Source organism: Candidatus Liberibacter solanacearum CLso-ZC1, from assembly GCF_000183665.1.
GTDB classification, from domain to species: domain Bacteria; phylum Pseudomonadota; class Alphaproteobacteria; order Rhizobiales; family Rhizobiaceae; genus Liberibacter; species Liberibacter solanacearum.
Window position 1 is genome coordinate 338,559 of the sequence record NC_014774.1, and the last position, 22,829, is coordinate 361,387.

The following is a 22,829-nucleotide window of genomic DNA, read 5'->3' on the forward strand; positions in this document are numbered from 1 at the left end:
AATATTGTAGATGTGCGTAAAAGTTATGAACAAGATTTAGAACTATATAAATGATATCGAATATTATCTCGGCAACAGGAAGATATTGAGAAACAAATTGCTCAAATGATTGAGCAAGGAGAAGAAGTAAAAACTGTTCTCCTTATTTCTATTCTTAATGAAATTCATAACTAAAGTACTAACATTGAAAGTCAAGAAGCTATGATAGAAGGATTTGGTATAATTTCTTGAATAGTCACTGATTTGATTATTTCCTTAAGAACCAATTTTTTGCCTTTTGCAAGCTAATACGATTATAGCGGTCCCATTGTTCTCCCGCGTTTTTCATTTTTCTGAAATATCTTAATCATTGGAAGCTCTTAGAAGAAAATTGAAAAGTGAAAAATCTATGGCAATACCACTTTTTGTTTCTAATAAATTGGCATCTTTATTTGAATATTTATGTGTCAATAGTTCATCTTATCAATCAGTTATGGATTTCTTTTACAGAATAATAGATACACAATATCATTATAACCTTGAATAGTTTTTATTAGGAAATAAGTGATTTAAAATTGGTATCGTTATTGATTAATTTTCTATAAATTTATCTTGAATATTCTGCATAACAATGTTACACGAAGATGTTTTTATTATCTTTATCTTTATCTTTATTTTTATTATTTTAATTTTATGTGTTTATATTGGAAAAAAAATGAGATTCGTTTATTACAGCGTCACTTTATGTTTAATGCTTTTTTCTTCGGTTGTTTTTGCTAAGGAGTATCCTGTTGGTCATCCTACCATTAAAAATGGTATGGAAATCCAAGCTGTTTATTTGCAGCCCATTACTATGGATATTAATTCAGAACATCATCTTGCTGCGGATAAATCTGATATTCACTTAGAGGCCGATATCCATGCCGTTCAAGACAATCCAAATGGTTTTGCAGAAGGTGACTGGATTCCTTATCTTACTATTGAATATTCGATTTCTAAGATAGGTGTAGATTCTCAAGAACAATCGGGAACTTTTATGCCAATGATTGCCTCTGATGGTCCCCATTACGGTGATAATATTAAATTAAACGGTTATGGTAAATATCGTGTTACCTATAAAATATACCCATCTTCTCATAATAAAAAGGTAGAATTTGGTCGCCACATTGATAAAGAAACAGGCGTTTCTCCATGGTTTGATCCATTTGAAATTTCGTGGGATTTTACATATTCAGGTTTGGGTCGCAAACAAAATTATTAATACAAGAATCAATAGATTTGAATAAGTAAATTATTTTCTTTGGAACGATTTCATGAGAAAAATATTAGGATTAGTGGTGTTGTTTATATTAATACCAGTTCCTATTTTTGCTTATGAAAAAATTACTGTTGAGTTAGAAATGAAGGATGGTGTTTTCAATCCTCGTGTAATAAAAGTGCCATCAGAAACGGTTATTCGTATTAAAATCACTAATACGGGGACTGAACCATCCGAATTTGAAAGCACTCAGTTGCGTAAAGAGAAAGTATTGGTGCCAAATGCAAGTTCTGTAGTGGTGATTGCTCCTCTTAAATCTGGCACTTATACCTTTTTTGATGACTTTCATCCGTCTCATCCAAAAGGTGAGATAATCGCGATGGAGTAGTGTTGTATGGGACAAGTTTTATTTGTTGTGTGGCGTGAAAGCTTCGAAGCGCTTCTGGTGATCGGTATAATTTATTCTTGGATTAAGCGCCATCCTGATGTGCATAACGGAATAAAATTTCTCTGGATGGGTATTGCCCTTGGTATATTTTCTTCTATCTTATTAGCCCTGTTAATATACGGTATATTTAATATTCTTGATAATACAAGACAAGCGCTGTTTATGATCTTTATGGAGTTTATGGCTTGTATCTTGATCGTTCACACAGTCTATTGTGTAAATAACTACGGAAGTTCTACAATCGAATCAAATATAAAAAGCAATGTTGCACGCTATAATTGGTGGGGTATTACATTAATCACCATGTTTGTCATTGCTCGAGAAGGTAGTGAGATTATAGTTTTCCTTTCTGGTTTGATAATGTTACTTACACGATCCAATGCACTAAAATTTTTTATGGAGATTGCGGGTGGCGCAATATGTGCAATTATAACTCTATATGTGTTCTTGCTGACAAGCCGCTTTGTCTCCTGGCGTATTTTTTTTAAAGTCACTAGTGCTATTTTGCTATTTTTTTGTTCTGTCATATTGCTTAAAGCGATGGAAGAAAGTGTTAATCTATTGATTGAGTTCGATTATTCTTTGCCGTCATTTTTGATTTATCCTATATGGAGTGCTGATAATCTAGGATTGATAGAAAATATTATTTCTTCATTTTTTCTCTATTGTTTACAGTCGCAGCCTACGGGATTAAGCGTAATCGCTTTTATTATATACTGGGTCGTTGTAATTTCTTTGTTTTCACGGGATACAAAACATGTGTAGTTTGACTCATCGAATGCTAATTCTGAGTGTTATGATGTTGTCTATTGGCATTCTAATGGTAGTATATATAATGTTCTTCGCTTCTATAGAAGAGGGTAATATGATTATTGCCAAAGGAGATATCCCCACCGCTGAAAAATACCATCCAGCAATGAAATCCTATTTAGATTTTATCCTTTCAGAATCTATTGAGATGATTTCTAATCTAGAAATTGTTAATAAAAAATTGCAAATAGGTGAATTAGCAGCGGCACAACAGGCGTATATTCAATCTTATTATCACTATGAATCAATACGCCCAATTGTTATTTCATTTGGTAATATTGACCGTATAATTGATGCTCGGGCAGATTATTTTCGTGATGGTGTTAAAGACCGTCTCTTTACAGGTTTTCATTTTATTGAGTATCAGCTCTTTAATCAGCAAGATATCAAAGCAGCATTAGATGCTACAGATCAACTTTTAATACAGTTACGAGACCTTAAAAAACGCATATCTATCCATAATTTTACCATTTTGGATATGGTGCGAGCTGCTAGCGATTTTATTGAAATGATTCTTAAAAACAAAATAAATGGCAAAGAAAGTATTTATAGCTTTTCTGATCTCAATAATATTGCTTCTAACGTGCGTGGATCTCAAGAGTTAGTTAAAAGACTTTCTTCTTTTATCTCAGAAAAAGTATTGCTCCCCATTTCGCAGAATTACCGTAATATAAATGAGATTCTTTCGCATTACAAGCTCATGCAAGGGGGATATCGTCCATATTTCCAATTAAGATTCACAGATAAAATGGTTCTTTATTCCATCTTATCACAACAAGCGGAATGTCTTGCTATATTGAGATCTGAATTGAATATTGATGTATATCACTAATATTAAAAGAAAATATATGAAAATTAAGTATAATAAAAATTATAAAATATTAAGACGCAATGCATTTAAAATATTATCATTGGGTATTATTGTTTATACTTTATTAATAATTATCATCCTAGAATATATAAGAGGCTGTCCATCTAATTATGAGAAGAGCATTTCTTTTGAAGATGTTCATCAGGCGGGTGTTATAACATCCGAACAGAAAAATGCATCATTTGTTTCTTTGAATGTTACGGCTAAAACACTTGATGAATTACAAAATCTTTTTAAAATACTCACTAATCGGATTGCTTACTTAACAAAAGCGCGAACAGCACCGATTAATCATAATCGTAAGATGCCACCCGCTGAATCTGGCATTCTAGGCTCTTACTTAAAACCTGATTCATTAACAATTACTGTTTCCTTAGGAAATAGCTTGTTTGATTCACGTTTTGGACTTGAAAAGATTAAACCGTATTTTTTAAAAGATATGACTAGTTTTCCAAATGATAAATTGGAAAAAGAATGGTATGGTGGCGATTTAATGTTACAAATTTGTGCAAATAGTCAAGAAAGCGTAATTTATGCGCTACGTGATATTTTACGACATACATCTGCATACCTATATCCATTATGGAAAATTGATGGTTTCCTACCTTCTCGAGATATTGATCAAAATGCCACACCTGTCAATTTATTTGGATTTAAAGATGGGATAGGTAATGCGCCAGTTCATGATGCAAAGTTAATGGATGATTTGATATGGGTAACAGAAAAGGATCATGAACCATTTTGGTCTAAGGGTGGATCATACCAAGTAGTACGTCTCATTCGTTTTAGTCTTGAGTTTTGGGATAGAACTCCATTAGAAGATCAGGAAAATGATTTTGGACGTCATAAGGTAACTGGTGCTCCTATAGGAAAAAAACAAGAAATGGAATCACCTGAATTTGAAAAAGATCCACATGGTGATATCATATTATTTGATTCTCATATGCGTCGTGCAGAACCGCGTCATCCTGAACGATATACCGCAAAATTAAGGCGTCGTAGCTATAGCTATTCATTGGGTGTGAATAGTAATGGTTCGCTTAATATGGGATTGATCTTTGTTGCTTATCAAAAAAACTTAAAAACAGGTTTTATTGATACCCAGAACCGCCTTAATGGTGAGCCCCTGGAGCGTTACATAACGCCATTTGGTGGTGGATACTATTTTGTATTGCCGGGTATACAGCTTTCTCAAGCTTTTTTGGCACAATCAATGTTTGAGGAATTAAAAAATAATCATCCATAATTGAATGCAGTATTGAAGTGATTAGTTATTTATATGCCGCTAACTAAAGCCGTTTTATGAGTGAAAAGTATAACATATTATCAATGAGATATTATTGGTATTGATCAATGCATTTCAATCTAATGATTAGATTATCAAAATCGGTTAATTAATGCCTTGCCAGAGAAGTAAATGTGAAAGAAACAGCATTAAAAAGTGTATTGTTATTACATTATTATCTAAATACGCGATTTATTATATTGCTATAGGTAATTATTGGTTTGTTTGATGACTTCTGCATTAATGCGATTACATAATTTTTATGTATTGATAGTAAATTATTGGAAAATGCCTATTTAGCCGATATTAATCCATAATCCATCCACATATTCTTTTTTACGAACGTTATTTTATTTTCTAAAGATTAGGATTCTATTTTTTGTAAAGTTATTGGTGTTATATATTGTAAGCAAAAGGAGTATTGTGCCTTTTTGACAGTACCAAATCAAATTATTACAAGTATTATATGTCATTGAATAATAGGTTTTTTCTTTTGAGATCAATTTAATAAGTAATGTTTTTTTGATGAATTAATGGATATTGTATATATTTCTAAGGGCAAGGACTTTTCAGAGGAATATCAGTCTTTTTTTAATTATGAATGACGATTATTTACACAAGCTATTTTGGAGTGAGGCATGATATGTTTTGGAAACAGGAAACAGTTGAACCCGCAAAACAAGATTGGCTATAAAATAATTAATGCATGATTATTCACAGATTGATTTTAATCCGTTGTGTCCAGAATCTCCGCCACCAATTTTAAGGCGTATTTTTTCCAATTTTAAGATCTACTCCATCGTGTATGATCAGGAAATTTTTCAACAAGGGTTTATAGAAATTTACTATTTCAACAATGGATTTTTCCAGATGAATTCATAAACGTTTGTGGCTTAACTAGAATTGTTTTTATTCCATCAAGATTTTCAGCGGATATTTCAGTGCTGAATTTTTTTTCCAAGAAGAGAATTGATAAAATGAATAAATACTATCAACTGCCATAAAAGCAAGATTATGGCGGTCATTTCATTACCTGGATTACCAATACCCGGGATTATAAACACATTAAATCCTTCATCATCTTTGAACCATTATATAATCTTTCTGATATTTAATAGTATATGATACAATTAACCTATGATAAATGAATTGGACTTTAATATACATTAACAGAACAAAAAAAATGATTATATCCCCTTTGGGAATATGTTTATCTGTATAGTATTTCCTTTTTTTGAAAAAATTTAGTTTTGATGGTAGATTTTATGAAATATATTTCCACGCGCAATGTTGATCTGAATATTGGTTTTTGTGATGCAATCCTTTCTGGATTAGCAGAAGATGGAGGATTGTATATTCCAAAAGATATTCCTTATTTTTCAGAAAAAGAGATTAGAAATTTGCGGGGTTTAAGCTATGAAGAAATAGCACAATTTATTTTTCTTCCTTTTGTTGGGGAAGAGATTGAATCTAGCAAACTTCAGGAAATAGTGAATAGAGCGTACCATTGTTTTCGTAATGCTGCGGTTACACCACTTGTTCAATTAGATAAAAATGACTTCTTGTTAGAATTGTTTCATGGTCCGACTTTATCATTTAAAGATATAGCCATGCAATTACTTGCAGAATTGATTGATCATATTTTAGAAGAAAGAGATCAGTATATTACAATAGTAGGGGCGACTTCTGGGGATACGGGTGCTGCTGCTATCAAGGCATTTGCAGGAAAGAAAAGAGTTAAAGTTTGTATTCTTTTCCCAAAGGGAAGAGTTTCTCTTGTTCAGCAAAAACAAATGACGACTTCTAGAGCATTTAATGTTGATATTATAGCTATCGAAGGTAGTTTTGATGATTGTCAAAAAATAGTTAAAAATCTATTCGCAGATGTTCATTTTCGTAATTCAGTCAATTTATCGGGAATTAATTCAATAAATTGGGCTCGTATTATGGCTCAAATTGTTTATTACTTTGTTTCTGCTATTGTACTGGGCGCTCCAGATCGTAAGATTTCTTTTAGTGTTCCAACGGGTAATTTTGGTGATATTTTTGCAGGATATTTTGCAAAATTAATGGGTCTTCCTATAGAACAATTAATTATAGCCACCAATGAAAATGACACACTGGTTCGTATGTTAAATACGGGTATATATAAGCCGGAGACAGTAAAGGAGACGACATCTCCTGCAATGGATATACAAATATCTTCTAATTTCGAAAGATTGCTATTTGAAATTAGTGGGAGGGATTCTGTTCTTGTAAAAAAAGCATTTGATTCCCTGGAAAATCAACAATACTTTCAAATTTATCCGGAGCATTTGCAAAAAATATCTTGTCTTTTTTCTGCTAGAAGTGCTTCTCAGAAAGATGTCAATGATGTTATTCATTCCGTTTTAGAGAATTCTAGTTATCTTCTGGACCCACATACAGCTGTTGGTATCCATGCTGCATTAGCGTGTAGAAAGACCTTATCAACGCCAATGGTAACACTTGCTACAGCACATCCTGCAAAATTTCCAGATATTGTAAAAATGGCTTCAAGTATAACTCCAAATTGTCCTGTGTTTTTACAACAAACTATGAAAAGACCTGAAAGTTTTAAATTAATGAGTAATAATATAGAGCAAGTTAAAGAGTTTATCAAAAACAAGAAACGTGGAGATCGAAATTGAATCTTAGAATTAGCAAAACTTCTTCAGGAATTACCGTTATAACTGAGGTAATGCCACATCTTAAAAGTGCATTTGTTGGAGTAAATATACGTTCTGGTTCTCGAGATGAAAGGGAAGAAGAGCATGGAATGGCACATTTTCTTGAGCATATGTTGTTTAAAGGGACATCGCGACGCACATCAAAAGACATAGTAGAAGAAATTGAAAAAGTGGGTGGGGATATTAACGCTTATACATCGGTTGAACACACTTCTTACCATGCGCGGGTTCTAAAAGATGATGTGCCCCTAGCTCTTGATATTATCGGGGATATGCTAAGTAATTCTTCTTTTAATCCATCTGATATAGAGCGAGAGAGAAGTGTTGTTTTAGAAGAAATTGGTATGTCCGAAGATAATCCGTGGAGTTTTCTGTACGATCATTTTTTAGAAATAGTTTGGAAAAATCAAATTATAGGAAGACCAATTTTAGGAAAACCAGATACCGTTGCATCTTTTGGATCAGAAAAAATAATTTCCTATATATCCCGAAATTATACTGCAAATCGTATATATGTGGTTTGTGTTGGATCAGTTGATCATGATGCATGTTTACGTCAGGTCGAAAACTATTTCAATGTATATCCAGCTGTAACAAAAGAAGAAAATATAAAACCAGCTGTATATGTTGGTGGAGAATATATTCAGAAACGAGATCTTGCAGAAGAGCATATCGCTTTAGGATTCAAAGGATGCGCATATCAATCTCGTGATTTCTATCCTACGAAGATACTTACATCTATTCTTGGGGGTGGAATGTCTTCAAGGCTCTTTCAAGAGGTTCGAGAAAAACGAGGATTATGCTATTCGATATCAGCACATCACAACAATTTTTCTGATAATGGTGTTTTTTGTATTAGTGCTGCTACGGCAAAAGAAAATCTTGTAGAGCTCATATCTGCTATTGTTGAGGTAATACATTCCTTGTTAAAAGGTATAGAACAAAGTGAAATAAGCAAGGTATGTGCAAAAATACGTGCACAGTTGATAATAAATCAAGAAGATTCTGATTTTCGTGCTTCAGAGATTTCTAAACAAGTAATGTTTTGTGGGCATGTTCTTTGCAATGAAGAGATAATCGATACGATATCAGCCATTACCTGTACAGATATTATCGAAATTGCAGAACGAATATTTAGCAGTGTCCCGACTATTGCAATTTTAGGACCTCCTATAAATGATATACCTAGCAGTAGTGAATTGATGCATAATTTGAAAATTCGTGATTTTTAATTCCTTGTCGTAATGCGCAAAAAATGAGAATGGATTCTTGAATGGACATATCAAAAAGATATGAGTTCGTACAAGTATCCCATTCTTATAAAAGAGAATTTTGCAAATTATCTAATGATTTTAAGAAATTTGATTTAAGAGGCTAGGATAAGATTGAAATTATTTATCCTCTAAAAAAAAATGTTGTCCCTACTAAAGAAGGTGCTAACAAAAAGGAAGAGGCAATTAATGTTGCCGCTAACATCATAGATGTAACCCACTTGTTGAATATCATGCTTTTAATCTTACCCCGTCGTTCTTTTTTTTTCTTTAGAGTTTCATTCCCTATGACGGATTTTGATGCTGCACGTCTTACAGCAGAGATATAATGGGGAATTGTGTCATCTTCTAAATTCCCATTTTGTATAGATGATACTCGCTCTAATATTTGTTGTATGTCGCGAGGAATATCAAGTTCTTCTTCTCGATCATCAAACGATTCTTTATATGTTTTGGGATTGTCATGTAGCTTATTAGGTTTACCATTGAAAAGGTGCTTTGACGCAAACAATAAAGGTAGGTTTTCTTTTATTGATAATTTATTTGATTCCAATTTGGTTTGTGAAGTACCATCAACCTTTCCGGTATGAGAAGTATTTGCAAAGGGTAGGGAAGACTGAAAATTTGGAGAAAAATTAGTAGGCACAGAAGATGGCTTTCTATTTTCTTCCAAGGGATTTTCCAATTTTTGGATGATTTTCACAAGCATATCATAGAGTGTAGTAAAATTCTTGATTGTTTGTTCTGCCTGCACCTGTTGTGCTTTTTTCAAATATTCATGCATATTGTTTTTTAAAATTGTCTCCAAAGCTTGACGTCCATCAAGCGAATTCAACATTGACTTAGCTGTTTTATTCGCAGTTTGCACAATAAAATCTTCTAGATGAAAAATTTTCTTAGCAACTTCTTGGGATAATTTCTGATCACGTGTATTAGTTGTCACAACCTCTTTTATACTAGTAATTTGTCTTTCTAAGTTGCGTAAAAGAACATTGTTTTGAGGGGTATTTTGCTTTTCTTCTAGTTGTCGTGTGATATTTTGAACATGAGTATCCAAATTCTGGAGACGTTGATCTAGTGATTCAAGAGATTGTAATTTTTGTTCAGTGGATTTTTTCTGTGACAAAACTTCGTTTTGTATATTTTGAATCTTTGTCCCAATATTTTCGAAACTTTCATCACATTTTTTAACAAATTTTTGGGTATACGATTCTGTAAATTGTTCGTTTTTTTCGACGATAGCCTTGATGTCAGAAAGTTTTGTATTAATAGACAAAGCCTCTTTGGCGGATATTTTCTCATTTAAAAGTTTTAAAAGGGAAAGGAGATTATGGGTATTGTTCAAAATAGACAATATTTTTTCATCAAGAACAGGCTCTTTAGAGCAATTTTTTTGATCAAGGACGCATTTCATACTATCCATTTGGCATGAAAGGGCATTAATCTTTTCGTGTAAATTCTGGAAATCTAATTTTTTAAGGTATTGCAAAGCAACTTTCCAAGTATCCCCTACATTTTGCAAGGAATATTCTTTTGCAATATTTTCTATTTTTAAGAGTGTTTTTCCAAAGCTAGAATAAGATCCTTGTATTCCAGAAAGAGAGATAATTCGACATAATTCGGATATACTCTTTGCTAGTTTGTCCATGTCGCAATGAAAATTTTTAAAATTAGCGTTATGTTCTGTTATCTCATAAGAGGATTTTGACTTTAATGTATTTTTTAGAGATTGATCTATTCCTTGATATGCGGAATTATTCTTTTCTTGAAAAGTTTGTTGCTTTTGTAAAGGAGGATTAGAACTTTTTTGTCTTAAAAAATTAAATACTTGATTAGTATCGTTGGCTTCCTTTTCTTTATTGGGATTACTTTTGTCCTGAGGGAAAGTATCTAAGTTGAGATTGCTTATTTCTGTATTATCCCCAGAAATTTTTCTCAATGAAGACCATAACAATTGTATTTTTTCTTTTTTCTCTTGGCTTAAAGGATTCTTTTGATCCTTTCCTGCAGCTTCTTGGATCCAATTTTTAATATTCTGGATATCCGTCATACCTAACGCGCTCTCTAATCTTGAATTTTTAGATACCGTATCATTAGAATGGTTTTTTTTTGGACGTAATCCACTCATCGAATCTTATTTGCTCTTAATAATATTTTTAACAATAATATAGATATAATCCTGTTAATCATCTATCAAACATAGTTAAAAACGAGTTAATTTATTAAATATTTATTTATATATTTGCATTTTTCAAAGGATAGAACCCTTATTTACGTGTATTAAATATTAAACAATCGGTATTAAGTCTATTGTTTGCATATGGTATCTTTGAAAATAAATTTTATAATTAATTCCTTTTTATACAGTCAATCTAATCAATGTTTTTTTTATTATGTAAAGGCATAGCGGTAATGTTATATCCACAATCCACGTAATGGATTTCTCCAGTGACTCCATTAGACATATTAGAAAGCAAATAAAGAGCTGAATTTCCTATATCTTCAAGTGATACTGTACGTTGAAGAGGGGAATTATCTCTGCTCCAAGAAGCAATATCACGTCCATGCGCAATACTAGCGCCAGCTAAAGTACGGATAGGTCCAGCAGAAATGGCATTAACGCGAATATTCATATGGCCATAGTCACATGCTAAATATTTAACGGAGGATTCAAGAGCTGCTTTAGCAATTCCCATTACATTGTAATTAGGTACCACTCTCGTTGATCCTCCATAAGTAAGAGTAATCATGGCACCTCCATGAGGCATTAGTTTTGCTGCGCGTTTTGCAACCTCAGTAAAAGAGAAACAGGATATCAACATAGTGCGAATAAAATTATCACGGCTAGTATTGACGTAAGGACCTTTCAGTTCATTTTTGTCGGAAAATCCTATGGAATGTACAATGAAATTCAAAGAGCCCCAGCGATCTTGAATTTGCGCAAAAAGTGAATCTATAGACGCTGAATCCTCTACATTACAAGGGATAGTGAAGTCAGAATTTAATTCTGATGCTAGAGGTTTTAATCTTTTTCCAATTGCTTCCCCTTGATAAGAAAAGGAAAGCTGTGCTCCCTCAGATTGGAGTACTTTGGCTATTCCCCATGCTATGGAATGATTATTTGCAATTCCCATTATTAGACCGCGTTTGCCCTTTAGGATATCAACCATTTTTTTTATCCTTTATAGCGCTGAAAGACAAGGGTGGCATTTGTTCCACCAAATCCGAAAGAATTGGATAAAACTGTATCAATTTGTACATTATCAATTCTTTTCCGAACTATTGGTAATCCTTTAAATTCAGGATCAATTTCTTCAATATTTTTACTTTCACCAATAAAATTTTTTTGCATCATTATTAAGGAATATATTGCCTCTTGTGCTCCAGCAGCACCCAAGGAGTGCCCAGTTAGAGATTTTGTTGATTGAATGTGAGGGATATCATCTTTGAATACTTCTTTAATAGCTTCAATTTCTTTTTTATCTCCTATAAGAGTTGCGGTTCCGTGGGTATTAATATAATCAATTGGATTCTGTACTGAACTCAAAGCTTGACGCATGCAACGCACAGCTCCTTCTCCAGAAGGAGATACCATATCACAACCATCGCATGTACTCCCGTAGCCGGAAAGTTCAGCATAAATTTTTGCGCCACGTGCTTTAGCTCGTTCCATTTCCTCCATAACGAGTATTGCTGCCCCTCCAGAGATCACAAATCCATCACGTTGAGAATCATAGGGTCTAGAGGCGGCACGGGGATTGTCATTAAAATGCGAAGACATAGCGCCCATTGCATCAAAAAGATTAGACATTGTCCAATCAAGATCTTCTTGCCCTCCTGCGAACATTATATCTTGCTTCCCAGATTGGATTAGTTCTGCAGCATTTCCAATGCAGTGAGCAGAAGTAGAGCAAGCCGAAGATATTGAATAGCTTGTTCCAAGTATCTTAAACCAAGTTGACAGATTTGCAGAAGCTGTCGATGACATTGCTTTGGGCACTGCAAATGGGCCTACACGTCGAGTATTGAGATGTTCTTGAGTTAGTTGTGCAGAATCTACGATGCATTTAGTAGAGGGCCCTCCTGATCCCACAATTAATCCGGTTCTTTCATGGGTTATTTCAGATTGGTCCAAGCCAGAATCAGCAATTGCTTGCTGCATAGCGATATGTCCCCACATTCCCCCTTGCGACAGAAAACGCATAGCCTTTCGATCGACTAACTCTGCCTCATTAAGGTCTGGCTTTCCCCATACTTGGCAACGAAAACCAAGCCTTGCGAAATCCTCCGAAAATGTGATGCCGGATTGTGCCTTCCATAGTGCTGTCGCAACTTCAGAAACATTGTTTCCGATGGAAGATACAATTCCCATTCCTGTCACTGCTATCCGTCTCATAATAAAGGCCTCTTTTGTTGATTTGCAATAATTTCATATTCCATTAGGTGAGCTCATCATTTGCATAAAGGCAAACGCGTAAATCTTCCGCTGTATATATTTTTTCCCCGTCGACTTTTACCCATCCATCAGCTGCTCCAAGAACAACTTGACGTCGACTTATTCTTTTAAAATCTATTCCATATTCAATGATCTTGCATTTAGGCGTTACCATGCCTCTGAATTTTATGTTAGAAACGGAGATTGCTCTTCCTCTACCAAGCTCTCCCAACCACCCAAGAAAGAAACCTGCAAGTTGCCATAGGGCGTCTAATCCAAGGCACCCAGGCATTACAGGATCGTTTTTAAAATGGCACTGGAAGAACCATAAGTCTGGAGTAACATCCATTTCAGCTCGCACAAATCCTTGATTATAAGTTCCCCCAGCTTTAGAAATGTGTGTTATGCGATTAAACATCAACATTGGAGGGGTGGGGAGCTGAGCGTTACCCTCACCAAACATTTCGCCTTGTCCACAGCTAAGGATATCCTCATAACTATAACTAGATTTTCTATTTTCCATAATAAAACACTTACCTAATTCATCTTTCTTTTGGATCTATCGCACTATAATTTCGATTAATAAACCACTGATCGTACAATTTTAAATTTTACATCAATCCGATTGATATAAAAAAGTAGACTCGCGCACTGAATTTTCTCTACTAATTCATGCTTTTCCCTTAAATAGGAACAAAACTCCTATGAAGGCAAGCTTAAACCAATTCAATGCAAAAATAAATTTTTTTTTGCACAGATCTATTTTTGAAATCGCGGGTACAAGTTTATATCTTAATTGCAATGAAGCATATCGTGATATCTTATGGTAGAATAGATAGTTAGTTAGTCAACAGCGCATAGGATATAAATAAATAATTTGTTTATGTGTGATTATCACATGCATTGGTGGAGCTAAGCGGGATCGAACCGCTGACCTCTTGCATGCCATGCAAGCGCTCTCCCAGCTGAGCTATAGCCCCTATTTATAGATACGTCTTGACTACCTAAAACAAATAAGAAATGCATGTTTTCTTTGATAATAAGAACAAATAGTAGCGTTATTTTAATAGCTATTTTTTGCTATATCGTATACTTTTAAACGCTAACTTGACTCTCCAAATATCAAACCACATCAGAATCAGTATCATCGTCAGCTTGCTCAAGGAAATCATCATGGACATCATCATCATCTAGATCTATTTCTTGAACGTATTTCATATCAAGGCTACTATCATCTTCCTTGGATGTAATATTTTCTTCCCCTTCGATTGCTGGATGTTTTGTGAAAACTTTGACCTCTTTTTCTTCTTCAAGGACGGAAATTTCATCTGCCTCTTCAGGGGTAGGGGCTGTTTCAAAATACGACAAGGGCCAAGAATTCTGTGTATATGGGGATACAATAGTCTTCTTATTTAAATCATAAAACCTTTTGCCCGTGTCGGGACAGGTTCTTTTAGTTCCAAGTTCTGGTTTTGCCAAAATATAAAGTCCTCAAATATAGGTGAACTAGCATATCTATCTATAACGAAGATGAAATATTATGCTAATGATTGTAAAAAAGCAAGAGAACATGTGTTTGATAAAGATATATTTTTCTTTGCAGTGTTGTAATTTGCAATATGATTTGTATTCCTGTTGTTATATTATTGTTCCTTTTATTATGTCGAGTGGAAATTTTTTGCCATTTTTATATAAAAAAAGACCTGCTAGGTCTTCTTGTTCTTCCGGATTGACAGGGACTATTTGCGTTCCAGGGGACAGGTCTATTTCGCATTTTTCCATTATATTGGGGGGGCTTGCTTCGGGAGAGACGCGGATTAGCGGATTGCTTGAAAGTGATGATGTGCTCAAAACAATAAAATCGATGAATTGTTTAGGGGCACATTTTACAAAAAAAAATGGTGAATGGATTATAAAAGGTGTTGGGAATGGATGTCTTCTTGCCCCCGAATCTCCTCTGGATTTCGAGAATTCCGAAATAGGATGTGAATTAACAATGGGGCTTGTTGGTGTATATGACTTTCAAACTTTTTTTAAAGGAGGGGATCTTTCAAAAAAGGCAGTGGAACGTGTCTTAACCCCCTTGATTCAAATGGGGACGCAGGTAGTGCCAGCTAAAAAAAACTGCTTGGAATTTTCTTTACATGGACCGAAGACGCCCAATCCAATTGTTTATAAATCTTCTATGGTTTCTGCGCGAATGAAATCGGTTGTTTTGTTGGCCGGTCTCAATTCCCTTGGGGTAACTAAGGTCATTGAGTCTATGAAAACGCAAAATCATATGGAAATAATGCTCAAGGAGTTTGGAGTCGACTTATTAGTAAAATCCGATAAAATTAGAGGATATTCGGTGCAAATAGAAGGAAGAAAGAAGCTTTCAGGATGTAGTTTAACAATACCAGGAGACCCTTCTTTTGCTATTTTTCCATTGGCTGCAGCTTTGTTAATCCCTGGATCTAATGTGCAAATCTTAAATGTATTGATTAATCCATCGCGTATTGGATTGATTAATATATTGCAAGACATGGGGGCGGATATTGTTTTTGTCAATCATCGAATTGAAAGCGGTGAAAATATTGCAGATATTCAAGTTCGATTTTCCAATCTGAAAGGAATTACGATTTCTGAGGATCGTATGCCATATATGATAGATGAATATTCTATTTTAGCGATAATTTCTGCTTTTGCTGAGGGAAGAACGGTTATAAAGGGGATGGGAAAATTAGAACAATTGTCTACGATTTTAGAGGGACTCAGCATTAACAATGTTCAATGTGAACAAGGAGAAAATGATCTTGTGGTGATGGGTGTTCCTGGCGGAAAAGGATTAGGATCACGTTCAGGGCGTATGGTACAACCAAAATTTGATCACCGTATAGCGATGAGTTTTCTTGTTATGGGGCTTGCATCAGAATATTCAGTTATTGTAGACGACTGTAGCATGGCCTCTACTATTTTTCAGGATTTTATAAATTTAATGCAAGGCTTAGGCGCTAGAATTGAAAGGATGGATTAGGTAAAAAGTATGGGCGTGATTATTGCTATTGATGGCACTGCGGCGGCAGGAAAGGGCGTTTTATCTCGTTTTATTGCGCGGGAATATGGGTTTCATTGTCTTGATACTGGTTTAATTTATCGAGCTGTTGCTGCCAATATTTTGGATTCTAATATATCATTGGATGATGAAGTAGAGGTGGTAAAAGTAGCACAAAATATTGTTTTATCTCACTTAAAGGATAAAATACAATTTTCATCGCATGCCATTTCTAAGGTAGCTTCGCACGTGGCTACTATATCGTCTGTTCGTCATGCATTGATTGATATCCAGAGGTCTTTTGCTCAAAAAGAGCCAGGTGTAGTTCTTGATGGGCGGGATATAGGGACAGTAGTTTGCCCAAACGCTAGGGTAAAGTTTTATGTAACAGCTTCTTTAAATGTGCGGGCACGGAGGCGTTACAATGAAATGCTTGCTTGCGGAGAAGAAGGTGATTATATAAAAGTTTTGGAAGATTTACAAAAACGTGATAATAAGGATAAAGAGCGGGATTGTTGTCCGCTTGTACAAGCTAAAGATGCTTATTTTTTTGATACATCATTAATGAGTATAGGCACTATGTGTAAAGTTGCAAAAGGACTTGTTGACACAAAGCTCTACAGCGGTTAAAAGTTTTTACTTGTTTTCTCTTTATTAGTTTGATTTTAGGTTTTTTTGTTATGTTCTCGAATCCTAAGTTGTTAGGGAAGAGAAAGTAATAGAAATTTTGTGTTTATTTGAGGTTGTTTCTATCAGGAGTGTTGATGTCTTTTACCTGTCCATCCCGCGAGGATTTTGCCACCCTTCTTGAGGATAGTTTTTCTAAGAAGGATCTTGCTGAAAATTGTGTATCTAAAGGTATTGTTGTATCTTTAGAGAAAGATATAGTGGTTGTTGATGCAGGACTTAAGTTTGAGGGGCGTATCCCCCTTAAAGAGTTCATGGGAAAAGGACAAGAAGCAACCATTAAAGTTGGCGATGAAGTTGAAGTTTATATTGAGCGTATAGAAAATTCTTTCGGAGAAGCTGTTTTTTCTCGTGACAAAGCACTGCGTGAAGGGGTGTGGGAAAAGATAGAAGCAAAATTTGCGGCAGGAGAGAGAATTGAAGGCGTAATCTTTAATCAGGTAAAGGGTGGTTTGACTGTTGATCTGAATGGAGAAATTGCGTTTTTGCCTCGCTCTCAGATAGATGTTCGCCCTATAAGAGACGTTACTCCTCTTATGCATGAGCCTCAGCTTTTCGAAATTTTAAAAATGGATAAAAGGCGTGGAAATATTGTTGTTTCGCGTCGAGCGGTTCTAGAAGAATCGCGTGCTGAACAGCGTTCTGAAATAGTGCAGAAACTTGAAGAGGGTCAAGTTATTGAAGGTATCGTTAAGAATATTACGGATTACGGTGCATTCGTGGACTTGTCTGGTGTTGACGGTTTGTTGCATGTTACGGATATAGCCTGGCATCGTATCCAGCATCCTTCGAAAGTTTTAAGCGTAGGACAGCAGGTTAAAGTACAGATCATACGAATCAATCAAGAGACGCATCGAATATCTCTCGGGATGAAGCAGCTAGAAAAAAATCCTTGGGATGATATTAAGGACAGATACGTTGAAGAAAGTAAAGTGACGGGTGTTGTTACAAACATTACGGATTATGGGGCATTTATTGAATTAGAAGCTGGCATTGAGGGATTGGCCCATATTTCTGAAATATCGTGGACAAAGAAGAATATTCATCCGAGTAAAATTCTATCTGTTGGTCAAGAAGTTGAAGTTGTTATTTTAGAAATTAATCCTGTTAGGAAGCGTATTTCTCTTGGTTTGAAGCAAGCTCTTATCAATCCTTGGAAAGCGTTTTCTGAAAGTCATCCGCCTGGTACAGAAGTTGAAGGGGAGATTAAGAATAAGACTGAATTTGGGTTATTTATTGGTCTTGACGATAATTTGGATGGAATGGTTCATCTTTCTGATCTGGACTGGAATCGTCCTGGAGAGAGAGTAATCGGAGAATATAACAAAGGCGATGTTGTTAAAGCTATTGTCCTAGATGTCGATATTGAAAAGGAACGTATATCTTTAGGAATAAAACAGCTTAGCGGTTCTGCTCCAGATATTGCCGATTCTGCAAGTGCTTTGCGCAAGAATACTGTCGTATCTTGTGAAGTGATTGCGATTAATGAGGGTGGTATAGAGGTTACTCTTATTGATCATGAAGGTATTACTTCGTTTATACGTCGTTCTGATTTATCTCGAGATCGCGCGGATCAAGATCCTGGACGTTTTTCTAAGGGACAAATAGTAGATGCTCGTGTTGTAGGCACTTCTAGAAAAGACAATAAGGTTTCCTTGTCTATCAAAGCTTTGGAAATAGCAGAGGAAAGAGGTGCTATAGCTCAGTTTGGTTCCTCAGATTCAGGGGCTTCGCTTGGTGATATACTAGGTATAGCTCTTAAGAATCGTGGGAATGATTCTGATGATTCTGATAGCAATAAAGAATAGGTGTCTGAGCATTTCTTTTTGTTTATCAAAAAGATTTATGGATTAATAAGATATTCATCGCATCCATGTGTATAGAATTTTGTTTAAGAGGACAGATGGCCGAGTGGTCTAAGGCGCACGCCTGGAACGCGTGTATATGTGAAAGCGTATCGAGGGTTCGAATCCCTCTCTGTCCGCCAGAGAAAAGCAAAATCAATGACTTAAATCAAAGTAAGACCAGATCAGAATAATGAATAATCAATGATTTATAAACCTTATAGCTTACCTTTCAAGTACAATCCACTATTATTTTAGCGAGTTTATAAATGATCTTTGTCGTAGTAACCTTTTTATCATAGGGTTGGACGTATCTTTTTCACCACTGCTTATAATATTCCAGCGGCAGGAGATGCCGTACTTTCCAGATGGCGAATCAAAGCCGCTTGTTGAAATAAGAATCCATTAAAATGATTCAGTCTTTGGGCTGAACAGTAATAGGAATCCTCGGCTTTTAGTTTGGGGAGAATGTCAAAATTCGTACATGTGTTGTATTGTATGAATATGGCTTATAACTAGGATTGTAATGCGTTTTCTTTTCTTCTTTTTATTATTAGGGGGAGATAACGGATCATCTTATATGATTATTGAAAATCATCTCTTATTTTTGTGTTTTGAATAGTTTTAAATAGCGTTTAATTTTTAATGTATTTCCTGTTGTTTTTACTGGATCATCAGACAATTTTACGACATGTTGGTTGTTCGCTTTAATTACTTTGCATACAATTTGTAATTTTTCTATTTGTGTATTATTGCAAGGCATGCAGCCACCAAAATCATTAGTAAGGTTTGTTCCCCATCCAAAGATCATAGGTACGCGATTTTCGAAGTGTTTGTAGGTGTTGATAATTGAATCAACATCAAGATTATCGGAAAAAATCAAAATTTTATTGTGGGTTTCGCAATTCATTTTTTCCCACCAGGCAAGTATTTTTTCCCCTCCTTCAATGGGAGAGGCGCTATCGTGGCGGAATCCTTTCCATTTTGCCACCCAAGAAGGAGCATGTTCTAAGAAGAAATCAGTGCCAAAAGAGTCAGGCAGTGCTATGAGTAAATTGTCATCATATAGGCTATTCCATTTTTGCATCATTTGATAAGGAGAGTTTTGAGTTTCTATGTCCGTTTGCGCTATCGCAGCAGCTACCATAGGTAATTCATGTGCGCTAGTTCCGATGACATTGATTGCATGATTCATGGCAAGTAGAGCATTAGAAGTGCCAAGAAATGAATCAGTAATGCCTTCTTGTAAAGCTTCTATGCACCATTTTTGCCAGGCAAAAGAATGTCGACGGCGTGTTCCAAAATCGACAATTTTTAATCCAGAAAATTCTTTTAGTTTAACAATCTTGGACCAAAGCTTTCCTTTTGCTTGGGCATATAGCAAATCTAAATAAAAAGGCTTCATTGAGCGGATGATTGTTCGGGAATAGAGTGTGTTTATTATGATTAAAGAAGGGATTTCCCATAGGCTAATATCTTTCCACGATCCATGAAATTTAAGGATATATTGGCCTTTTTTATGTGAAAGGTCATATTCTGGTAGTTGAAAATTAGAGAGCCAGGTTAGAAAATTTGGTTCAAAAATATGTTTTTTACCATAAAAAATATTATGATTGAGCCATTCTTTTTCTTTTTCAGTGATTCGTAGAGAGCGGGCGTAATCAAGTTGAGCTCGTAATTCAGATTCATCTATTTTATCTGAGAAGTTCAATTTTTGTTGGCGGTTAAATAGCGAAAAAGTCACATTAATATTGGGATAAAACTTCCAAATTAATTGCAACATGAGAAACTTATAAAAATCTGTATCTAATAAACTGGTTATTATAGGATCTGGTGTTGAAAAATATTGAGAGGAGCTTTTTAAAAGGGAATATTCTTTCATCAGATTTTTCCTCCTTATTCAAATAAAGAAGATTTTTTATGAATTATATCAATGATCGTGTTAATAACTGGTATTAAATTCTAAAAAATATATTATATACTATGGCCATGGGAATAACCTATTTTTTATTTTGTGGATTGAGGCAAAAAACTAAGCTTAACTACTATCAAGGCATAATTCTGTTATCAAGATAAATCTGATTGATGAATTGTCTTTTTAATATTATTATACCTGTAAATTTTTTTTGATTTTGTAAGGAAATAATCTGGGGCTATAATGGAGATTATTGTTGAGCGCTCTAATATATTAGAGCCTTTGAACCATGTTTGTAGAATTATTGAACGTAGGACTACTATTCCAGTAGCTTGTCATGTTTTTTTACAGACCATTGATGGTTCTTTGAAGATGAAAGCGAGCGGTCCTGAAATTGAAATTACAGAAGTGATACCTGCTGTAATTAATGTTGGTGGTTCTGCTACTGTTTCTGCCCATCTTCTTTATGACATAGTTCGTAAATTTCCTGAGGGTTCGGAAATTTTGTTTTCTAAGAGTGATGCACAGGGAACGGAAGTAAAGGTTGTTTCTGGCGATTCACAGTTTTATTTACAATCTTTTTCAGAATCGGAATTTCCCAATATAAAAGAAGAGGATTATGAATATTCTTTTGAACTTGAATCGTCTGTTTTAAAAATTCTTATAGAACGTACGCATTTCGCGATGGCGACTGAAGAAATAAGATACTATTTAAATGGTATTTTTTTTCATATTAATGAAGAAGATTCAACATTATGTGCTGTGGCAACGGATGGACATCGTTTAGCTGTAGCTAAGGTTAATGTTCCAATTGCGAAAATGCCCAGTATCATTGTACCGCGTAAGGCGGTTGGAGAAATTCAGAAAATTATTTCTACAGTTAAATTTTTGTCTGTAAAGATTAGCATTTCTGAATCACGTATTCATCTGAATATAGGTCGTCTTTCTATGAGTATAAGGTTGATAGATGGAGAATTTCCTCATTATCAGAATGTAATTCCCCATAATAATGATAAAGTATTGCGGGTGAATTGTAGTAGTTTGAGACAGGCTGTTGATCGTGTATCGACAATATCATCTGTACGTAATCAAGCAGTAAAATTATCTTTGTCCTCTGAAAAGTTGTGTATGACGGTTGACAATCCTGAAATGGGTAAGGCCATAGAATATTTGGATGTAAATTATCATGATTGCCCAATGGATATTTGTTTTAATTATAAATATTTGTTGGAAATCATTGGTAATATTTCAGATGATGATGTTGTTTTTCGATTAGATAGCTCTAGTTCTTCTGCTCTTATACAAGGTTTTGAGAATAAAGATGCATTTTATGTTTTAATGCCTATGAGAATATAAGTACATTAAAATTCAAAGTAAATTTATAAAATTACATGGAATTCAATCCATAGTATTCAAACAATAAGATCTTTTAATTTTTATCGATGATATTTTGTATAAAAGAAAAACAGGTATTACGTTGATGAAGTGGAAATTATGAATGTTTTGGATTTTATTTGTTAATAAATTTGTTTATTAGTCATTTGATGAGTGTTGCGTTGAAAGTTGATCTTCTTAAGAGAAATCGTTTGATTGTTGGTCTTGACCTTCCAACGGTAAAGGAAGCAGAAAGAATCGTGTCGGTTTTAAGTGATACGGTATCCTCCTATAAAATAGGTTATCAGCTATTCTTTGCGGGAGGGTTAGAATTGGCGCGTGATTTGGCGTTAGACGGCAAGAGTGTGTTCTTGGATATGAAGCTGTTAGATATAGAGAATACAGTAGCCTCTGCTATTGAGCATATAGCAAAAATGGGAATTTTAATGCTAACGGTGCATGCATATCCTCAAACTATGCGTATAGCTGTAGATGCTGCGCGAGGGACAGGTATTTGCTTGCTTGCTGTGACTATATTGACTTCGATGGATGAATTGGATCTCAAAGAATCCGGTTATGAAAAAAATATCTCTACTATAGTAAAAATGCGTGCGACTCAAGCACGTGATATAGGGATGGGTGGAATAGTATGCTCTCCTAGAGAAGCGATGATGGTGCGGAAAATAGTGGGTAATCATATGGCGGTTGTGACTCCTGGTATTAGGATGATAGGTGACGCAACAGATGATCAGAAAAGATTTGCAACTCCAGAAGAGGCAATAAACTATGGTGCTAGTCATATTGTTGTTTCTCGCCCTATCGTGAGAGCGGCTGATCCACTATTAGAAGCTAAACGATTTCAACATGTCATTTCTTTAGTTTAATAATATAGAGTTTATTTCTAGTATTT

General features: G+C 34.7%; 19 protein-coding genes and 2 tRNA genes. 13 read left to right on the forward strand and 8 right to left on the reverse strand.

Translation table 11 applies throughout. The annotated features are described in order from the left end of the window. The first annotated feature begins 694 nt into the window (after positions 1-694). The 5 genes from CKC_RS01605 to CKC_RS01625 are packed head-to-tail and all read left to right on the forward strand — an operon-like array spanning position 695 to position 4,612. Positions 695-1,240, forward strand: coding sequence for an iron transporter (locus CKC_RS01605; RefSeq protein WP_044054065.1), 546 nt, complete (start codon positions 695-697; stop codon positions 1,238-1,240). Positions 1,241-1,292: 52 nt separating this feature from the next. Continuing rightward, positions 1,293-1,625: a cupredoxin domain-containing protein gene (locus CKC_RS01610; protein WP_013461738.1), complete on the forward strand. Its 333-nt coding sequence runs from the start codon at positions 1,293-1,295 to the stop codon at positions 1,623-1,625. Between the two features lie 6 nt (positions 1,626-1,631). Beyond that, a complete protein-coding gene (locus tag CKC_RS01615) occupies positions 1,632-2,450 on the forward strand; it encodes an FTR1 family iron permease (RefSeq protein ID WP_013461739.1) in 819 nt (272 codons plus the stop codon). Next, positions 2,443-3,327 (forward strand): EfeM/EfeO family lipoprotein, encoded by an 885-nt coding sequence (locus CKC_RS01620; protein WP_044054066.1) that lies wholly within the window; start codon positions 2,443-2,445, stop codon positions 3,325-3,327. The genes CKC_RS01615 and CKC_RS01620 overlap by 8 nt, the downstream gene beginning before the upstream one ends. Before the next feature lie 16 nt (positions 3,328-3,343). Then, complete coding sequence (locus CKC_RS01625) at positions 3,344-4,612, forward strand: Dyp-type peroxidase (protein ID WP_044054226.1); 1,269 nt, start codon at positions 3,344-3,346, stop codon at positions 4,610-4,612. An 889-nt stretch (positions 4,613-5,501) separates the two neighbouring features. On the opposite strand, the gene CKC_RS06375 is transcribed toward CKC_RS01625, so the two are convergent. Beyond that, positions 5,502-5,612, reverse strand: coding sequence for a hypothetical protein (locus tag CKC_RS06375; RefSeq protein ID WP_275450005.1), 111 nt, complete (start codon positions 5,610-5,612; stop codon positions 5,502-5,504). Between the two features lie 304 nt (positions 5,613-5,916). Between CKC_RS06375 and thrC the strand changes: the two genes are divergently transcribed. Together thrC and CKC_RS01635 are read left to right on the forward strand one after the other, a co-directional pair. Beyond that, positions 5,917-7,320, forward strand: coding sequence for a threonine synthase (gene thrC, locus CKC_RS01630; protein ID WP_013461743.1), 1,404 nt, complete (start codon positions 5,917-5,919; stop codon positions 7,318-7,320). Further along, positions 7,317-8,591: a M16 family metallopeptidase gene (locus CKC_RS01635; RefSeq protein WP_013461744.1), complete on the forward strand. Its 1,275-nt coding sequence runs from the start codon at positions 7,317-7,319 to the stop codon at positions 8,589-8,591. Before thrC ends, CKC_RS01635 begins: the two co-directional genes overlap by 4 nt. Before the next feature lie 163 nt (positions 8,592-8,754). Here CKC_RS01635 and CKC_RS01640 read toward each other — a convergent pair whose 3' ends face one another. The 6 genes from CKC_RS01640 to CKC_RS01665 all read right to left on the reverse strand — a co-directional run bounded on the left by CKC_RS01640 (position 8,755) and on the right by CKC_RS01665 (position 14,544). After that, positions 8,755-10,680: a peptidoglycan-binding protein gene (locus tag CKC_RS01640; protein ID WP_244391980.1), complete on the reverse strand. Its 1,926-nt coding sequence runs from the start codon at positions 10,678-10,680 to the stop codon at positions 8,755-8,757. 322 nt (positions 10,681-11,002) lie between these two features. Further along, complete coding sequence (gene fabI, locus CKC_RS01645; protein WP_013461746.1) at positions 11,003-11,800, reverse strand: enoyl-ACP reductase FabI; 798 nt, start codon at positions 11,798-11,800, stop codon at positions 11,003-11,005. Positions 11,801-11,805: 5 nt separating this feature from the next. Beyond that, positions 11,806-13,026 (reverse strand): beta-ketoacyl-ACP synthase I, encoded by a 1,221-nt coding sequence (gene fabB / locus CKC_RS01650; RefSeq protein WP_013461747.1) that lies wholly within the window; start codon positions 13,024-13,026, stop codon positions 11,806-11,808. Positions 13,027-13,069: 43 nt separating this feature from the next. After that, positions 13,070-13,588 (reverse strand): bifunctional 3-hydroxydecanoyl-ACP dehydratase/trans-2-decenoyl-ACP isomerase, encoded by a 519-nt coding sequence (gene fabA / locus CKC_RS01655; RefSeq protein ID WP_013461748.1) that lies wholly within the window; start codon positions 13,586-13,588, stop codon positions 13,070-13,072. Between the two features lie 381 nt (positions 13,589-13,969). After that, positions 13,970-14,045, reverse strand: a tRNA-Ala gene (locus CKC_RS01660). 142 nt (positions 14,046-14,187) lie between these two features. Next, complete coding sequence (locus tag CKC_RS01665; RefSeq protein ID WP_013461750.1) at positions 14,188-14,544, reverse strand: TIGR02300 family protein; 357 nt, start codon at positions 14,542-14,544, stop codon at positions 14,188-14,190. A gap of 181 nt (positions 14,545-14,725) precedes the next feature. Here CKC_RS01665 and CKC_RS01670 point away from each other — a divergent pair, with 181 nt between their 5' ends. The 4 genes from CKC_RS01670 (at position 14,726) to CKC_RS01685 (ending at position 18,773) form a co-directional block, all read left to right on the forward strand. Next, a complete protein-coding gene (locus CKC_RS01670; protein ID WP_050780907.1) occupies positions 14,726-16,081 on the forward strand; it encodes a 3-phosphoshikimate 1-carboxyvinyltransferase in 1,356 nt (451 codons plus the stop codon). A 9-nt stretch (positions 16,082-16,090) separates the two neighbouring features. Next, the gene (gene cmk / locus CKC_RS01675; protein WP_013461752.1) at positions 16,091-16,729 is read left to right on the forward strand and encodes a (d)CMP kinase; all 639 of its coding nucleotides are present in this window, start codon (positions 16,091-16,093) and stop codon (positions 16,727-16,729) included. Positions 16,730-16,863: 134 nt separating this feature from the next. After that, positions 16,864-18,594 carry a 30S ribosomal protein S1 gene (gene rpsA / locus CKC_RS01680; protein WP_013461753.1) on the forward strand — a complete coding sequence of 577 codons (1,731 nt, stop codon included), beginning with the start codon at positions 16,864-16,866 and terminating at the stop codon, positions 18,592-18,594. Positions 18,595-18,683: 89 nt separating this feature from the next. Then, a tRNA-Ser gene (locus CKC_RS01685) sits at positions 18,684-18,773 on the forward strand. Positions 18,774-19,231: 458 nt separating this feature from the next. Here the strand turns inward: CKC_RS01685 and pncB are convergent. Continuing rightward, positions 19,232-20,512, reverse strand: coding sequence for a nicotinate phosphoribosyltransferase (pncB, locus tag CKC_RS01690; protein WP_013461754.1), 1,281 nt, complete (start codon positions 20,510-20,512; stop codon positions 19,232-19,234). A 276-nt stretch (positions 20,513-20,788) separates the two neighbouring features. Between pncB and dnaN the strand changes: the two genes are divergently transcribed. Together dnaN and pyrF are read left to right on the forward strand one after the other, a co-directional pair. Continuing rightward, complete coding sequence (gene dnaN, locus CKC_RS01695; protein ID WP_013461755.1) at positions 20,789-21,901, forward strand: DNA polymerase III subunit beta; 1,113 nt, start codon at positions 20,789-20,791, stop codon at positions 21,899-21,901. Between the two features lie 188 nt (positions 21,902-22,089). Then, positions 22,090-22,803 (forward strand): orotidine-5'-phosphate decarboxylase, encoded by a 714-nt coding sequence (gene pyrF / locus CKC_RS01700; protein ID WP_044054231.1) that lies wholly within the window; start codon positions 22,090-22,092, stop codon positions 22,801-22,803. Positions 22,804-22,829 lie beyond the last annotated feature (26 nt).

Excerpts from the sequence above, each read along its gene's own strand:
- CKC_RS01605 (WP_044054065.1), top strand. The coding sequence starts at position 695 with ATGAGATTCGTTTATTACAGCGTCACTTTATGTTTAATGCTTTTTTCT.
- CKC_RS01610 (WP_013461738.1), top strand. The coding sequence starts at position 1,293 with ATGAGAAAAATATTAGGATTAGTGGTGTTGTTTATATTAATACCAGTT.
- CKC_RS01615 (WP_013461739.1), top strand. The coding sequence starts at position 1,632 with ATGGGACAAGTTTTATTTGTTGTGTGGCGTGAAAGCTTCGAAGCGCTT.
- CKC_RS01620 (WP_044054066.1), top strand. The coding sequence starts at position 2,443 with ATGTGTAGTTTGACTCATCGAATGCTAATTCTGAGTGTTATGATGTTG.
- CKC_RS01625 (WP_044054226.1), top strand. The coding sequence starts at position 3,344 with ATGAAAATTAAGTATAATAAAAATTATAAAATATTAAGACGCAATGCA.
- thrC (WP_013461743.1), top strand. The coding sequence starts at position 5,917 with ATGAAATATATTTCCACGCGCAATGTTGATCTGAATATTGGTTTTTGT.
- CKC_RS01640 (WP_244391980.1), bottom strand. The coding sequence starts at position 10,680 with ATGACGGATATCCAGAATATTAAAAATTGGATCCAAGAAGCTGCAGGA.
- fabI (WP_013461746.1), bottom strand. The coding sequence starts at position 11,800 with ATGGTTGATATCCTAAAGGGCAAACGCGGTCTAATAATGGGAATTGCA.
- fabB (WP_013461747.1), bottom strand. The coding sequence starts at position 13,026 with ATGAGACGGATAGCAGTGACAGGAATGGGAATTGTATCTTCCATCGGA.
- fabA (WP_013461748.1), bottom strand. The coding sequence starts at position 13,588 with ATGGAAAATAGAAAATCTAGTTATAGTTATGAGGATATCCTTAGCTGT.
- CKC_RS01670 (WP_050780907.1), top strand. The coding sequence starts at position 14,726 with ATGTCGAGTGGAAATTTTTTGCCATTTTTATATAAAAAAAGACCTGCT.
- cmk (WP_013461752.1), top strand. The coding sequence starts at position 16,091 with ATGGGCGTGATTATTGCTATTGATGGCACTGCGGCGGCAGGAAAGGGC.
- rpsA (WP_013461753.1), top strand. The coding sequence starts at position 16,864 with ATGTCTTTTACCTGTCCATCCCGCGAGGATTTTGCCACCCTTCTTGAG.
- pncB (WP_013461754.1), bottom strand. The coding sequence starts at position 20,512 with ATGAAAGAATATTCCCTTTTAAAAAGCTCCTCTCAATATTTTTCAACA.
- dnaN (WP_013461755.1), top strand. The coding sequence starts at position 20,789 with ATGGAGATTATTGTTGAGCGCTCTAATATATTAGAGCCTTTGAACCAT.
- pyrF (WP_044054231.1), top strand. The coding sequence starts at position 22,090 with ATGAGTGTTGCGTTGAAAGTTGATCTTCTTAAGAGAAATCGTTTGATT.